Origin of the sequence: Aquisalimonas asiatica (assembly GCF_900110585.1) — a bacterium.
In the GTDB taxonomy this organism is placed as follows: domain Bacteria; phylum Pseudomonadota; class Gammaproteobacteria; order Nitrococcales; family Aquisalimonadaceae; genus Aquisalimonas; species Aquisalimonas asiatica.
In genome coordinates, this window is record NZ_FOEG01000001.1 from 195447 (window position 1) to 210401 (window position 14955).

Below are 14955 nucleotides of genomic sequence, written 5' to 3' on the forward strand. Positions count from 1 at the left end.
ATGGCAGGCCACACTCGCGACAGTCAGGCCGCGCCCCTGCTGCGTTTCCTCGGCTCCATGCGGCTCGCCATCATCCTGCTTGTGGCGGTGGGGGTGGCCTCGATCATCGGCACCATCATTCCCCAGGCACGCCCCTTCGAAGAGTATCTGGTGCAGTTCGGGCCGTTCTGGTTCGAGGTGTACCGGATCGTGGGGTTGTTCCAGGTGTACACCTCGGGCTGGTATCTGGGGCTGCTGGTCTTTCTGGTCGGGTCCGTGGCCGTCTGCCTGTATCGCCAGACGCCTGGCATGGTGCGGGAGATGCGCCAGTTCCGGGAGAATCAGCGGGAACGCTCCCTGCGTGCGCTGCGCAACCACCGGGAGCTTGCCGTGGACGCCGCGCCGGAAGAGGCGGAGGCGGCGACCCATGCCGTTCTGCACCAGCACGGCTACCGCGTGCGTGCGGACAGCGAGGGGGAGACACGGTTACTGGCCGCCATGCGCGGGCGCAGCAATCGTCTCGGATACGTGTTCACGCACCTGGCGGTGGTGGTGATCGGGGTGGGGGCGCTTATCGACGGCAACCTGCTGCTCCGGGTGCAGGAGTGGACCGGCCATGTTCAGGTGGCCTCGGAGCAGGGGCCCGTGGCGGACATGGACAGTGCCAGTCGCCTGCCCGTGGACAGCGGGGCGTTTCGCGGGATCGTCACAATCCCCGAGGGAGAGCGTGCCAGCGTGGTCTACATGGCGCGGGGGGACGGTGTCCTGGTGCGGGAGCTGCCGTTCATGCTGGAGGTGGAGGCGTTCCGGGTGGAGCACTACCCCAGCGGCGAGCCGCGTTCGTTCGAGAGTGACGTGGTGCTCCATGCCCCGGAACTCGACGAGCCCCTGCGCGAGACCATCGCCGTGAACAAGCCGCTGCACTACGGTGGCTACTCCATCTACCAGGCCAACTTCGGTGACGGTGGCTCGCAGCTGCGCCTGGACAAGTGGGATCTCCTCGGGGGCGGGGAGCCACGGCAGATTGAGGCCCGCATCCCCCGGGGCCAGCGCGTGGAGGCCGGGGGGCGCAGCTACACGCTGGAGCCGATGGATTTCGCCGTGCACAACGTCGAGTCCGTCCCCGGACAGCGTGCTGACAATCGCAACCTGGGGCCGAGCTTCACCTACCGCCTGCGGGCCGAAACCGGCGAACAGCGCGAGTTCGAGGTCTACATGCTGCCGGCGGAGCTGGACGACGGCACTTTCTTCATTGCCGGCGTGCGCAACGGGCCGGCGGAACCCTTCCGTTACCTGCACATCCCGGCGGACCGCGCGCGCAGCCCCGGCACATTCCTGCGCCTGCACGGTGTGCTGCGTCAGCGCGAGCAGGTGCAGGCCCTGGCCCGCGAGGCGGTGCCGCGGGTACTCGCCGATGCGGATCCGGCGCCGGATTCTGACAGCCCCGTGGCGCCGGCCCTGGCGCGGCTGGGTGAGCTGCTGGTGGCCGACCTCCTGAGTGAGGGCCCCGGGGCCGCGCAGGCGGGCCTGGAGCAGCGCCTTGCCGCGGCGAACCTCCCCGAAGAACAGCAGGCACTCTGGCGCGAACTGGCCTGGGACGTCCTCACGGAAACCGTGGAGCAGGCGTACCGGCAGGCCGTGGAACAGGGCGGCGATGATGCCCCGGAATCCCTGTCGTCCGCGGCGCATCGGTTCCTGGAGCACAGCCTGGAAACCCTGCCCGCGGTACAGCGCTACGGAGCTCCGGTCTATCTCCAGCCCACGGATTTCGAGCAGCGCCAGGCCACCGGCCTGGAAGTGGCGCGAACGCCCGGCAAGCCCGTGGTCTACACCGGTTTCGCCCTGTTGACGGCGGGCCTGGTGCTGATGTTCTACGTGAGCCATCGCCGCGTGTGGTGCCGTATCCGTCCGGATGGCGCCGGCAGCGCCGTGCTCATTGCGGCCAACAGTCCGCGGGATCCTCTGGGGCTGCAGACGTCCTTCGCCGCCATGGTGCGCGCGCTGGAAGCACGGCTCGGGCAAGGCGCGCCATCCCGGGATGAGTAATACTTGAGGCAACGGGAACAACGATAGAACGGGAGGCATGTCATGGCGGGAACGGCAACGGCGAGACTGGACCTCGGTGGCGATCAGCCGGTCAACATTCATCAGGTCGGCATGGACCGGCCCTGGGCCTGGCTGCGGGCGGGCTGGCGGGATCTGGCCCGTACCCCGGCAACCAGCCTGGGCTACGGGGGCATCTGGGTGATCATCAGCCTTGCCATCATCGGCGGGCTCTGGGCGGCGGACCAGGGCTCCTGGCTGCTGCCGCTGGTGGCGGGGTTCATGCTCATGGGCCCGGTGGTGGCCGTGGGGCTGTATGCCATGAGCCAGGACCTGGAGCAGGGCAGGCAGCCGGGGCTGGTGCCGGCCCTGCTCGCCTGGCGCAGGAACGCGACGCAGATCGCCCTGATGGGTGTCTTGCTGATGGTGTTCCTGCTGGCGTGGATCCGGTTCGCCACGCTGCTGTTCGCGCTGTTCTTCGGCACCAGTATTCCCACGGTCGAGGCGACGATGGTCTACACCGATCTTATGCTCTCGGGCACCGGTGTAGCGCTGATCATCGTCGGAACCGCCATTGGTGCTGTTCTGGCGTTTACTGCCTTCGCGCTCAGCGTGGTCTCGATCCCGCGGCTGCTGGATCAGCCCCGTGCCAGCGTCCTCGAAGCGGTGATTACCAGCCTGGCCGTCGTGAAGCAGAACCTGCGGCCAATGCTGCTGTGGGGCGCCATTCTCACCGGCGTCACTGTCCTCGGGCTGGCGGCCGGACTCATCGGGCTGGCCCTGGCGCTGCCGGTGCTGGGGCATGCAAGCTGGCACGCGTACAAGGAACTGGTTTCGGAAGGCTAATTCGGGAGACCCGGTGTCATGCCACAGTGGAAATGCAGTATCGCCCCGTCATCCATGCGCGATGCCCGCGCGTCACTGGGACACCTGGCCGAGGACGTCTACCGGGTGGACGCGGACAGTGAGCAGGAGGCGCTGGAGAAGGCAAAGGCGCAGATCATCGAGCGTCGCCCGATGATGGCCACTCTGCCGGCGGATTTGCTGGATGACTGGCTGATCGCCGAGTACGACAAGGGGTAATGGCGCGGGGCCCGGTCGGCCAGCCTACACCTCGCCGTGCATTGCCGCGACGATCCGCCCGACCGCGGTTTGCAGAGACGTGGCGCCGCGCCATTGCGCGTTGCCTTGCTCACGGGTGACCCGGCCGCTGGCGAGGCCGTCGTACATGCCAAGCAGGGCAGAGGCGACTTCAGGCGCTACCCCTTCGTCGGTGAGGGTGCCGTAGCGCTGTTCCGGCGGGATCAACACCGGCTCCACCGGATGCCCGAGAACGGTCGCGAAGGCGGTCGCCACGTCCCGTGCGCTCCAGTCCCGGGAGCCGCCGAGCTCGACGACACGTGTGCCCTGCCACTCCTCGGTCAGAAGGCGGGCCGCGGCTGCTCCGATGTCCATGGTGCTGACCATGGGGATTGCCTGGTCGACATCCAGGAACGAGGGTAGAACGCCCTCCGTGATGGCGGTCTTGGCCACCTCCGACCAGGTCTCGACGAAGTAGCCACAGCGCAGAAATACGGTGGCCGGCGCGGTGCCTGCCAGCGCTTTCTCAAGCGTGTGCAGAGTGGATATGACGCCCGTGCCGGCGTCGTGCTGAGCGCCGACTGACGACAGCACCACGATCCTGGCAGGCTCCGCTCGCCGGACCGCCTCGGCAAGGGCCTCGCCAAGCCGCGTGGCCTGCGCGAAGGGATCGCCGGCCAGAGGTGGCGGGCTCAGCAGGAACGCCGCCGTTGCCCCTTGCAGTGCTCGCGCGACCTGATCGGCGTCGTACAGGTCGGCGACGGCGACATGGGCACCTTTCGCCCGCCAGCGTTCGCCCTGTTCGGGGCGACGGACCACCACCCTGACCGGGGCGTCACGCTCCATCAGTGCATTGACGGTTTCGCCTCCGGCCCTGCCGTTTGCTCCAAAGACCACGTTCATCGCTTTGTCCTCCGCATGGTTGCGTGTTCGTTGTGCTGCAGGGAAAGCATGCAGCGCGGTGTTCCATTCGGCCAATGCATGAGCGATATTGTGGTTATGCATGAAGTGGAATTGCGTCGAGTCGACCTGAATCTGCTGGTGGTGCTGGAGGCGTTGCTGGAGGAGCGGAGCGTGACGCGCGCCTCGGCCCGCCTCGGTATGAGTCAGCCTGCCGTGAGCCGTGCCCTGGGCCGTCTGCGCAGGCTCTTCGGCGACAGGCTGCTGGTGGAGACGCAGCAGGGCTACGTCCTCACGGCCCGCGCCGAGGCGCTTCAGCCGACCCTCCGGGGCGCGCTGATCCAGGTCGGCACGCTGCTGGAGGCCACCCCCTTTGACCCGGCGGCAGCCACCGGCAAGGTGCGCCTGTTGATGCTGGATCTCGAAACCGCCGTGCTCGCGCCACCTCTGCTTGCCCGCCTCGCCGCGGAGGCGCCCAATCTCGACCTTGATGTGGCCCCCGTGGGCCCGGCGCCCCTGGACGCCCTGGAACGGGATGCCGTCGATGCAGTGGTCGGCGTGATCGAGGAGGCGCCGGCGGGGATCCATCGGCGCGGCCTGTACGACGACCGTCTGGTCACGCTGATGCGCACCGGGCACCCGTCGGCGAACCGGGCCCTTACCCTGGATCACTATCTGCAACTGGGGCATATCGTCGTGAGCGTGACCGGCGAGGGGACGGCGCCCGTCGACGCGGCGCTCGCCCGAATGGGGCGCCGGCGGCGGGTGCACGTGCGCGTGCCGAGCTTCCTCGCGGCGGTGGAAATCGCGGCCCACTCGGATCTGGTGATGACGCTTCCCGCGAGCCTTGCGCGGACGGCTGCGGGGATGGGCCGTTTCGTTGAAGTCCCGCCCCCGCTGCACCTTCCCGAGTTCACCATGAGTCTGCTCTGGCACGCCCGGCACCAGACCGATCCACGTCACGTCTGGTTGCGGGAAGCCATTGTCGCGGCGACAAGGCCGTGATGGCCTCAGGCGGGGTTCGTGCACGTATGATGGGAGCGGGGCTTGATGCGGGCGCCCCGAAGGGCCGGGAGGAAGGCGGTGGCGCGTTCGGCACATGACACACTCCGGCAACTGACGCCGGATGATCTTCCGCTGATGGACGGATTGCTCCTCCTCTTCGGGCAGGTCTTCGGCGAGATGGAGACATACACCGGCAGCCAGCCGCCGGTCGCGTATACACGTGAGCTTCTGGAGCGCGATGCGTTCATCGCGCTGGTCGCACTGAAAGACGACACGGTGGTGGGCGGCCTGGCGGCGTATGAGCTGAAGAAGTTCGAACAGGCGCGCAGCGAGATCTATATCTATGACCTGGCGGTCGCGGAAGCGCATCGGCGCCAGGGCATCGCCACTGCGCTGATCCGGGAGGTGCAGGCCATTGCTGCGGCCCGGGGCGCCCATGCGGTGTTCGTGCAGGCGGACACGGGGCCGGAGGATGCAGCCGCCATCGCCTTGTATACCAAACTGGGCAGAATGGAGTGGGTGCTTCATTTCGATATTCCCGTGGATGCGCAGCGCAGTGGCTCCTGACAACGCATGCGCAAACTGAGTTTTATCGTCAACCCGGCCGCTGGCGGCGGTCGCGAAGCCCGCCGGGGGCATCCGCTGCTGCGGGAGATACGCGCGCAGGCGGCCGGTGCCGAGGTGCTTGTCATGGGGCAGCCCGGCGATGCGAGACACTGGGCGCAAGGGCGCAAGGATGACCGCGGGCGGGTGGTGGTGGCCGTGGGTGGCGATGGCACGGTGAGCGAGATTGGCGGTGCCCTGGCGGGAGGCGAGGCGGCGCTTGGCGTGCTGCCGAGCGGCTCGGGCAATGATTTCGCCAGAATGCTCGACACGCCGCGGGACGTGGCCGCGGCGGTGGCGTTCTTCAACACGGCAACCGCCGGCCTTTGTGATTTGGGCGAGGTCAGGGTCGAGCACGCCAGCGGTGAGCGCTCGCGGCACCGGTTTCTGGTGAGCATTGGTGTCGGCTACCCCGGTGTGGTGGCCGCGACCGCCTCCCACGCAGGCCTTCTCAGGGGGTTCCCCAGTTACCTTGCCGCTGCGCTGCGCGGCCTGGTCACGTATCGCTCCCAGGCCATGACCGTTACCGGGGATTCGGGCCGCGTCAGCGGCAAGCTGTTCCTGGTCGTGGCGGGCAAGGGGCGATGGTGCGGGGGTGGTTTCCAGTTGCTGCCGCAGGCCCGCCTGGATGACGGCTGGCTGCACCTGTGCCGGGCCGATGCCATGCCCATCTGGCGGATTCTGCAGATCCTGACGTCAGCGGTGAAGGGGAGTCACGGTCGCCACCCCGAGGTGGCGCTGGAGCGAAGCACACAGCTCACCATCACGTGCGCCGAAGGCGCCATGGTGCACAATGACGGCGAGTGGATTGCCAGCCATGCTGTACGTATCGACTTGGGGCTGTTGCCCCGGTCGCTGCTGGTTCTGGGGGCGCCCGGTGGCGGGCTGCCCTGATGATGGCAGTGGTGCGGCCCTCCATATCCCGTGATGCGGGTCACGGGCCTGGCGAAGACGACGCGTTGTCCTCCGGCTGGATGTTCTGGTTCAGTTGAAACAGGTTTCCCGGGTCATACTTCGCCTTCAGTGCCGCCAGGCGCTGGTAGTGGGTCGCGCCGTGGTTGGCCCGCGCCTGGGTAGCGGCCTCATCCGCAAGGCCGGCAAAGTTGAGGTAGGCACGGCCGCTCGAGAGCTGATTCATCTCGTCCCAGAAGTCTCGCGCCCAGTTGATATTGCGCTTATCGTCGGCTGCGCTCTCCCAGAGCATGTCGATGCTGAGCATCCAGTTCATGTCCCGGGCGCCGAACGCGGTGGCATCGGCGGGGATGCGTTTGACCGCTCCGCCCAGGTCCCAGACGGAGCACAGTGAAGTGGGGGATGGCCGCTCCTGTGCCCGCGCGGTGATGGAATCGATGGCTGAGTCGTCGAGCGCGTTCAGCAGCAGCGACTTGTAGTACGCGCGGTAGACGCCCCTGGGGGCCTGCGCGTCGAAGATCTGCTGTATTTCGCAGTAGGGCATGGGGCCGGACATGTCCGCCAGGGGAGCGGCCAGCGTGCGCAGCGGCTGCAGCTTGCGTTCGCCTTCGGCCGCGTCGTCCGTCCACACACCGCCCACCGCGATGACGGGTTGGCCCCACGTGGACTTCGGCAGGTCCGGGTCTTCACCCACGGTGGATATTTCCACCATGGAGCCCCGAAACGCGTCGGGGGCGGTCTGCACGAAATCCCGCCAGCCGCGCATCACCCGGGCCGCATCCCTGGCAGGGTAGAGGGTCATGATCAGCATGACCGTGGGGCCGACCGGGTGGAGCTGGAACTCGAATGACGTGACCACGCCGAAGTTGCCGCCGCCGCCGCGCACGCCCCAGAACAGCTCCGGATTCTCGTGCTCGCTGGCGGTGCGCGGCACGCCGTCGGCGGTGACGATCTCCACCGACACCAGGTTGTCCAGGGACAGCCCGTGCTTTCCCCGCAGCCAGCCCATGCCACCGGCCAGTGTCAGCCCGCCAACGCCCGTGTCCGAAATCAGGCCGCCGGGTGTCGCAAGCCCGTAGACCTGGGCCTCACGGTCGAAATCGCCCCAGGTGGCGCCACCCTGCACCCGGGCACGTCGCGCCAGTGGGTCAATGTGAACCGCCCGCATTGCGGACAGGTCGATCATGAGACCACCGTCGCAGGAGCCCGTGCCGGCGGAGTTGTGACCGCCGCCGCGCACGGCCGTGACCATACCGCTATCGCGGGCGAAATTGACGGCCGCAATCACGTCCGCGGTGCCGGCGCAGTGCGCGATCAGGGCCGGCCGCTTGTCGTACATGCCGTTCCAGATCTGCCGCACGGTGTCGTAGTCTGCATCCCCGGGCTGCAGCAACTGGCCGCGGAAGCTCGCCTGCAGGGTCTCGAACAGTGGGGCCATGGCTCCGTCGATGAGGTCCTGAGAGTCGATCCGTGCCGTGTTCATGTCGTGCCTCCTGGGCGTTGCCGCCCGACCGAAGAGGTTCTGCCACTGTGCTATAGATCCTAGGAAGCGAATCGGTCTGCCGTAAGAGGCAAAGCCACCACAAGCAGGGCAAAACAGACACTGGCGGGGTCATTCGATGCATGCGCCTGACCAGCCACCGCTTCACATCTCTCTTCTGGCGGCGCCGGAGACGTCGCCGTCGGTCCTGTATGGCCTGGTTGACGTGCTTGGCACCGCCGGCGCCATTTACCCGGAGATCACCACCGGCAAGCCTGGTCGGCCACTGTTCGATGTGAACGTGGTTGCCGTGGCCGCGACGCCGTTTCGCTGCGGTCTGGGGATGATGATCGAACCCGACTGTGCGCTGGCCGACGTGGCGTCCACTGACTGCGTCGTGGTCTGCGACATGTATCAGCCAGTGCATGAGCCGCCCCACGGACGTTACGGCCCCGAGATCGAGTGGCTCAGACGCATCCATGCCGACGGTGCACTTCTCACGTCGGTGTGTTCCGGCTCACTGATTCTCGCAGAAGCGGGCTTACTGGACGGCCGTGAGGCGGCCGGTCACTGGTGCTATCGGGAGCTGATCCGCCGGCATTATCCCCGCGTGAGGCTTCGCGATGATCTGGTGCTTTGCCTTTCGGAGGAAGGCGAGCGCATCGTTACAGCCGGCGCGGTCAGTGCCTGGCAGGAACTGGCCATGTACCTGATCGCACGGTTCGCGGGCCGTGAGCAGGCGCTGCAGACGGCCAAGGTGTTTCTGTTCACCGAGCACGCGGAGGGCCAGCTACCCTATGCGGTGACCGTGCTGCAGCCGCAAACAGCTGATGCGGTGATCGCCGACAGCCAGGCGTGGATCGCCGACAACCTCGCCTGCGCAAACCCGGTGACCTGCATGAGAGAGCGCGCAGGGCTGAAACCGCGGACCTTCGCACGACGGTTTCGGGCGGCGACCGGTTATCTGCCCATGACCTACGTTCACGCCCTGCGCATCGAGGACGCCAAGCGGCAACTGGAGGCCGCCACATTGCCCGTGGACGAGGTCGGCCATGCGGTGGGTTACGAAGACCCAACGTCCTTCCGCCGTCTGTTTCGGCGCAAGACCGGCATGACGCCCTCGGCGTATCGACGCAAGTTCAGCCGCCTTGCGGCGCCTGGAGGTGTCTGAAAAGACCCGATGACGGCGTTTACGCGGCGGGCGGAACCAGTACGGCGGCTCCCGTCAGGCGGCCCTCGCGGAGGTCGGCCAGGGCCTCGTTCGCGCGTTCCAGCGGGTACGTGGTGATCTCGGTGCGGATGGGGACCTCCGGCGCCAGCGCCAGGAACTCGGTGCCGTCCTGGCGGGTGAGGTTGGCCACCGAGTGGATGCTGCGCTCCTCCCAGAGCAGCCGGTACGGGAACGACGGGATGTCCGACATGTGAATGCCGCCACTCACGACCCGGCCACCCGGGCGGACATGCTCAAGAGCGCGTGGCACCAGGCTGCCAACGGGTGCGAAGATGATGGCCGCATCCAGCGCCTCCGGCGGGTCCTCATCGGCGCTGCCAGCCCAGCTTGCGCCGAGTCGGCGGGCGAACGTCTGTGCCTGACCGTCCCCGGGGCGGGTGAATGCGTAGACCTGCTGGCCGCGCGACACCGCCAGTTGCGCAAGGATGTGTGCCGCAGCCCCAAAGCCGTAGAGACCCAGGCGTCGCGGCTCCGCGCCCCCGGCCATACGCCAGGAGCGGTAGCCGATGAGGCCGGCGCACAACAGTGGAGCGGCATCGGCGGGTGTGTAGCCGGAAACCGGGAAACAGTAGCGGGCATCGGCCACCGTGTACCCGGCGTAACCGCCGTCCAGGGTATAGCCGGTGAATCGCGCGTTGCCACAGAGGTTCTCCCGGCCGGCTGTACAGGCCTCGCACTCGCCGCAGGTCCACCCCAGCCAGGGTACGCCGACCTGGTCGCCGGGGCGGAAGGCAGAGACTCCGGCGCCCGTGTCGATCACTTCGCCGACGATCTCGTGGCCCGGGATGACGGGCAGGCGTGGTTCGGGCAGTTCTCCATCGACCACGTGAAGATCCGTGCGGCAGACGCCACAGGCGAGGACGCGCAGCTGCACCTGGCCCGGTCCGGGCTCAGGCACCGGCACGCGCTCCTGACGGAGCGGGTCTCCCGGCGAGTGAAGGCGCATGGCCTGCATGGTCTGATGGCGCGTCATGAACCCTGTCCACAGGTCAGCACTGCGTTTTCAGACTAGCAGAGATTCACCCGGTGACGGCCCGTGGATTGCCAGCCCTGCCAGGAGCCCGATGGCACATGGATCTGTCGGTGGTGATGCCCCGTTGTAGGGCGTTCTGACCCGTCATCGGTCCAGGATGGTGCGGCCTGGCTCTTCCCGGGCAAGCGTAATCGCTTGTTTCTTCGGGAGTCTCTGATGTGGCACGGGTGTTGCTAAGCCTCACGGGAACAGGCGTCGTTGGGCCGGTCCGGCCCCGCTGTCGTGGGAGTTGACAAAAGCGGCCGATTCGATAAGCCTGAAAAAACAGCACGCGGCTCCTGATCGTGAGCCTCGCGTCAGCATCACATCTCGACTCGCCAGCACCGTGCTGGACGGTCATGGGGCAAAAGGGCTCCCCTCGTTACCGAAAGGTGGCGACGGGAGCCCTTTTTTGTTTGGAGATTCCTAAGACCATGAATACCAGTAAGCGGATACCCGTTGGCATTCTGTTCTCCACGGAGGGCCCCTACGGCACCGTCGGGCGCGCCATGCGAGACGGCGCCATGCTTGCACTGGAGCAGGTCAACGCGGACCCCGTCTTTCCGTTCGAGCTGGTGCCCCACGAGCGGAATCCGGGCGGCGATACCCAGGCTTACAGCGAGTATGCGCGCGGCCTTCTCCGTAATGAGGGGGTGAAACACATCGTGGGCTGTTACACGTCTTCGAGCCGTAAGGAGATCATCCCGGCGGTGGAGAAGTACGACGGCCTGCTCTGGTACCCGTCGCACTACGAAGGGTTCGAGACCAACAGCAACGTGGTCTACACGGGCGCTGTGCAGAACCACCACGTCCTTCCGCTGATGGAGTACGTCCTCGCGAACGTCACGAAGGAGATCTACTTCGTCGGCTCCAACTACGTCTGGGCCTGGGAGAACGGCCGCATCATCCGGGAACTCATCAATGCGGCGGGCGGGCGCATACTCGCCGAGCGGTACCTGCAGGTGGATGACCTGGATGTTGCCCACATCATCGAGGACATCCACGAGAAACGCCCCGCGTTCATCATGAACATGCTGATCGGGGAATCCAGTTACGCGTTCTACCGCGCCTTTGCCAAGGCGCGGGCCGAGAATCCGGACCTGGCGGAGGCGGTGATCGGCAGCTGCACGCTGTGTGAGCCGGAGCTGGCCCGCATCGGGCCGGCGGCGTGCGCAAACCATCTCTCGTCGAGCGTTTACTTCTCCACTGTCGATACCGGGGCCAATAGGGAGTTCGTTACCAGTTACCGCAGTCGTTACGGCACGGATGCGTTGCCAAGCGCTGATGCGGAAGCCTCCTATAACGCCGTACACCTGCTTGCGCGCGCCGTTTCAGTAGCCGGTTCGGCGGAGATCGAGCAAGTCAAGGATGCGCTCCCCGAGACATCGTTCGAGGCCCCTCAAGGGCTTGTCTGGATCGACCCCGAGAATAACCACAGTTACCTGACCCCGAGGCTTGGCCTCTCCCGGGCCGACGCCAGTTTCCGCATCGTCTTCGAGGCGAATGCACCAGTGCGGCCGGATCCCTACCTGATCTGGGCGGACGCCGCGGGCACCGGGCGTATTCAACCAGAACCCGTCATCGCGAAAAGTGGTGCCGGCTTGAGGGTTGTGCGATGAACAACAGCATGCGACGTAATTTCCGCGGTGATCATGCGCTTATCGCCTGCGCTGAAGGGCAGGACCGGGCTGTTCTCGTGCAGCAACTGTCTCGCCTGGGCGTGACGTCGTCCTATTTTGACGGCCGCTGGGAGCGGGTGGCCGACACGCCCCTCAATCTCGTCTTTTTCGATGCAGAGGCAGGCCGTCAGCTGAACGGTATCGAGGAGGTCATCGATGCCGTGGAGGGGCCGTCCATCGCGCTGATCGGGTCCGATACGCCCAGTTCCGTCAGTTGGGTCATTCAGCGGTGTGTGTGTGGCTACCTCACCAAGCCGCTGCGTCGGGCCGGGATTCTCGCGAGCATGATCATCGCCTATCACGCCTATGACCAGCGCCGCGCCAGGGAGAAGCGCGTTGCGCGACTGGAACAGCAGGTGCGGGCCCGCCAGGTGGTGTGCTCGGCGGCGATTCACCTGACAGAGCAGTTCCACGTCACCGTCAATGACGCGTTCCGCCTGATGCAGGACATCAGTATGCGACGCCGGCTCTCAATGGAAGACCTTGCCGCGATGATCGTTTCCGGCGAGATCGCCACCTCGGCCCTGGTTGCGGACATCCAGCTCGCCAGCCGCCCCCCGGGGTCAACACAGGATCGTCAAGGGAACGCGTGAGAACCGGTTCGCGCGGTTCCCGGCCTGCCTTGCAATAAGAACCAGGAGCATTCCGATGAGCAGCGTTGTAGAAGACACGACCCAGTGGGTCGACGAATCCTTGATGCACCGTCGTGGTATCGCTGGCGGTAAAGTTGGAAAAACGCACCATCTCACCGAAGACGTGCAGGGCAAGTTTCACTACACGATCGGGCCCTACTCAGACAGTGTTCTGGAGATCGATCCAGGCGACCGGGTGGTGGTGGAAACGCGGGATGCCTTCGATGGCCTGATCAAGAGTGAAAGTGATTCACCGTCACAACTTCTCCGCATGCCGTTTCTCAACCCACAGAACGGGCCGATCATTGTCAGGGGCGCGGAAAAAGGTGATGTGCTCGCCGTCTACATCGAATCCATGACAACCCGCGGCGAAAACCCCACGGGAACCTGTTGCATGATTCCGGAATTCGGCGCGCTAACAGGGACTGAATACACGGCGATGCTGAATGACCCGCTGCCGGAGAAAGTACGCCGTATTCCGCTGGACGAGAACAACATTTACTGGAGCGAGCGCAACGTCCTCAAATACCGGCCCCACATCGGCACGCTCAGCGTCTCCCCGGAGATCGATTCCATTAACTCGCTCACGCCGGACCAGCACGGCGGCAACATGGATCTGCCGGACATGGGGCCGGGCAGCGTCACCTACCTGCCCATCCGTGCGCCCGGAGCTCGGCTGTTCATCGGCGATGCCCATGCGTCGCAGGGGGACGGCGAGGTCTGCGGAACGGCGGTGGAGTATCCGAGTATTACGACGATCCGGGTGGACCTGATCAAGCAGTGGCCGATCGACTGGCCGCGTTTCGAGAACGAAGAAATGATCATGGCCATCGGTAGTGCCCGCCCACTGGAGGATGCAACACGGATTGCCTATCGGGAGCTGATCCGCTGGATGGTTTCCGATTACGACTACGACCAGTGGGATGCGTACATGATGCTGAGTCAGTGCGGGAAAGTGCGGCTCGGCAATTTCGTGGACCCCAAATACACCGTTGGTGCCGGGGCAATCAAGAAGATTATTGAGCGTTGATGAATCCGGTGAAGGGCAACCCAGGAGTTATGTAATGACACAACATATGACGACAAAATCGTTGGTTCTGGCGTCCCTGATCGCAGGCGGCGCGACAACGGCCGTATCCGCTGACGACCCCATTCGCATCGGTGTTCTCGAGGATCAGTCCGGGGATTTCGCCGCGGTCACGCAGGTCAAGGTGTATGCCATCGAAATGGCTGCTGCCGAGATCAACGAGAACGGCGGCATTGCCGGCCGCGAGATCGAGCTGGTGACCTACGACACCCAGTCCGATGATCGGCGTTACCAGGAGTTCATGCGTCGTGTGCTGCAGCGTGACCAGGTCGACACGGTCTTCGCCGGTTTCGCCTCGTCCTCGCGGGAGGCCTATCGCCCCATCGTCAATCAGTTCGACGGGCTGGCCTTCTATAACAACCAGTACGAAGGCGGCGTGTGTGACGCCAACATGATCGTCACCGGCGCGGTGCCGGAGCAGCAGTTCTCGACCCTCATTCCGTGGATGATGGAAGAGTACGGGCCGAACGTGTACACCCTCGCGGCGGACTACAACTTCGGTCAGATCTCCGCCGAGTGGGTACGGATGATCGTGGAGGAAGAGGGTGGCCAGATGGTGGGGGAGGATTTCATCCCCCTGGGCGTGTCCCAGTTCTCGCAGAACATCCGCAACATTCAGAGTGAAGATGCGGATTTCGTCGTCACTCTTCTGGTCGGTTCGGCACAGGCGTCCTACTACGAGCAGGCGGCATCGGCCGGGCTCGGGCTGCCCATGGCGTCGTCCGTGAACGTGGGGCAGGGCTATGAGCACAAGCGCTTCTCCCCGCCCAGCCTCAAGGACATGTACGTGACCACCAACTTCATCGAAGAGGTGGATACGCCCGAGGCCAACGAGTTCGTCGAGAACTTCTACGAGATGTTCCCGGATGCTCCCTACGTGAACCAGGAGGCGGCCAACTCCTACATTGCGCTCCATCTGTACAAGCAGATGGTCGAGCGGGCGGACGGCTCCACCGATAAAGAGGACCTCAGGGCCATCATTGCCGAGGGGGACGTCTGTTTCGACGGGCCGTCGGGTACCGTCTGCCTGGATCCGAGGAGCCAGCACATGTCCCACAACATCTTCCTGGCGAAGGTGGACGAGGAGCACGCCATCTCCTTCCCGCAGACCTGGGACAACATCGAGCCCTACTGGCTGGGTGAGGTGGGCTGTGATCTCACGGAGAACGATCCCAGCGCTCAGTACACGCCTTCCGACAACCCCAGTCGGTAAGCGCCGTCGCAACGGGCAGGGTGGCCTTGAGCTCCCTGCCCGCATTCCATCGCCGCGTTACTTGAGACGTGCTGGCCGCGCTGCGGCTCAGGAGCTTGA

The 14955-nt window shown here is 65.6% G+C and carries 14 protein-coding genes; 11 read left to right on the plus strand and 3 right to left on the minus strand.

From position 1 onward, the window contains the following. From BMZ02_RS00980 to BMZ02_RS00990, 3 genes are read left to right on the plus strand one after another with little or no spacing between them, the layout of a single operon-like run. A complete protein-coding gene (locus BMZ02_RS00980; RefSeq protein ID WP_171909754.1) occupies window positions 1-2025 on the plus strand; it encodes a cytochrome c biogenesis protein ResB in 2025 nt (674 codons plus the stop codon). Window positions 2026-2067: 42 nt separating this feature from the next. Further along, the gene (locus tag BMZ02_RS00985; protein WP_091639143.1) at window positions 2068-2868 is read left to right on the plus strand and encodes a DUF2189 domain-containing protein; all 801 of its coding nucleotides are present in this window, start codon (window positions 2068-2070) and stop codon (window positions 2866-2868) included. Between the two features lie 18 nt (window positions 2869-2886). After that, window positions 2887-3105 (plus strand): hypothetical protein, encoded by a 219-nt coding sequence (locus tag BMZ02_RS00990; RefSeq protein ID WP_139209106.1) that lies wholly within the window; start codon window positions 2887-2889, stop codon window positions 3103-3105. Window positions 3106-3129: 24 nt separating this feature from the next. Here BMZ02_RS00990 and BMZ02_RS00995 read toward each other — a convergent pair whose 3' ends face one another. Further along, window positions 3130-4005, minus strand: coding sequence for an NmrA family NAD(P)-binding protein (locus BMZ02_RS00995; RefSeq protein WP_091639149.1), 876 nt, complete (start codon window positions 4003-4005; stop codon window positions 3130-3132). Between the two features lie 105 nt (window positions 4006-4110). Here BMZ02_RS00995 and BMZ02_RS01000 point away from each other — a divergent pair, with 105 nt between their 5' ends. The 3 genes from BMZ02_RS01000 (at window position 4111) to BMZ02_RS01010 (ending at window position 6504) form a co-directional block, all read left to right on the plus strand. Beyond that, a complete protein-coding gene (locus tag BMZ02_RS01000; protein WP_216110638.1) occupies window positions 4111-5007 on the plus strand; it encodes a LysR family transcriptional regulator in 897 nt (298 codons plus the stop codon). Between the two features lie 78 nt (window positions 5008-5085). Beyond that, complete coding sequence (locus BMZ02_RS01005) at window positions 5086-5574, plus strand: AAC(3)-I family aminoglycoside N-acetyltransferase (protein ID WP_281244290.1); 489 nt, start codon at window positions 5086-5088, stop codon at window positions 5572-5574. A gap of 6 nt (window positions 5575-5580) precedes the next feature. Next, entirely contained in the window at window positions 5581-6504 is a 924-nt protein-coding gene (locus tag BMZ02_RS01010; RefSeq protein ID WP_091639153.1) for a diacylglycerol/lipid kinase family protein, read from the plus strand. Window positions 6505-6544: 40 nt separating this feature from the next. Here the strand turns inward: BMZ02_RS01010 and BMZ02_RS01015 are convergent, their stop codons facing one another. Beyond that, window positions 6545-8005, minus strand: coding sequence for an FAD-binding oxidoreductase (locus BMZ02_RS01015; protein ID WP_216110640.1), 1461 nt, complete (start codon window positions 8003-8005; stop codon window positions 6545-6547). Between the two features lie 136 nt (window positions 8006-8141). On the opposite strand from BMZ02_RS01015, the gene BMZ02_RS01020 reads away from it, so the two are divergent. Next, complete coding sequence (locus BMZ02_RS01020) at window positions 8142-9173, plus strand: GlxA family transcriptional regulator (protein ID WP_091639154.1); 1032 nt, start codon at window positions 8142-8144, stop codon at window positions 9171-9173. A 19-nt stretch (window positions 9174-9192) separates the two neighbouring features. On the opposite strand, the gene BMZ02_RS01025 is transcribed toward BMZ02_RS01020, so the two are convergent. Beyond that, window positions 9193-10206 (minus strand): zinc-dependent alcohol dehydrogenase family protein, encoded by a 1014-nt coding sequence (locus BMZ02_RS01025; RefSeq protein WP_216110642.1) that lies wholly within the window; start codon window positions 10204-10206, stop codon window positions 9193-9195. A 473-nt stretch (window positions 10207-10679) separates the two neighbouring features. On the opposite strand from BMZ02_RS01025, the gene BMZ02_RS01030 reads away from it, so the two are divergent. Genes BMZ02_RS01030 through BMZ02_RS01045 form a run of 4 tightly spaced genes read left to right on the plus strand, consistent with a single transcriptional unit; the run spans window position 10680 to window position 14856 of the window. Then, the gene (locus BMZ02_RS01030; protein WP_171909755.1) at window positions 10680-11864 is read left to right on the plus strand and encodes a transporter substrate-binding domain-containing protein; all 1185 of its coding nucleotides are present in this window, start codon (window positions 10680-10682) and stop codon (window positions 11862-11864) included. A gap of 8 nt (window positions 11865-11872) precedes the next feature. Continuing rightward, window positions 11873-12517, plus strand: coding sequence for an ANTAR domain-containing response regulator (locus tag BMZ02_RS01035; protein ID WP_171909756.1), 645 nt, complete (start codon window positions 11873-11875; stop codon window positions 12515-12517). A 55-nt stretch (window positions 12518-12572) separates the two neighbouring features. After that, complete coding sequence (locus BMZ02_RS01040; RefSeq protein ID WP_091639158.1) at window positions 12573-13586, plus strand: acetamidase/formamidase family protein; 1014 nt, start codon at window positions 12573-12575, stop codon at window positions 13584-13586. 34 nt (window positions 13587-13620) lie between these two features. Continuing rightward, on the plus strand, window positions 13621-14856 hold the full coding sequence (locus BMZ02_RS01045) for an urea ABC transporter substrate-binding protein (RefSeq protein WP_216110644.1): 1236 nt from the start codon (window positions 13621-13623) through the stop codon (window positions 14854-14856). Window positions 14857-14955: the final 99 nt, after the last annotated feature.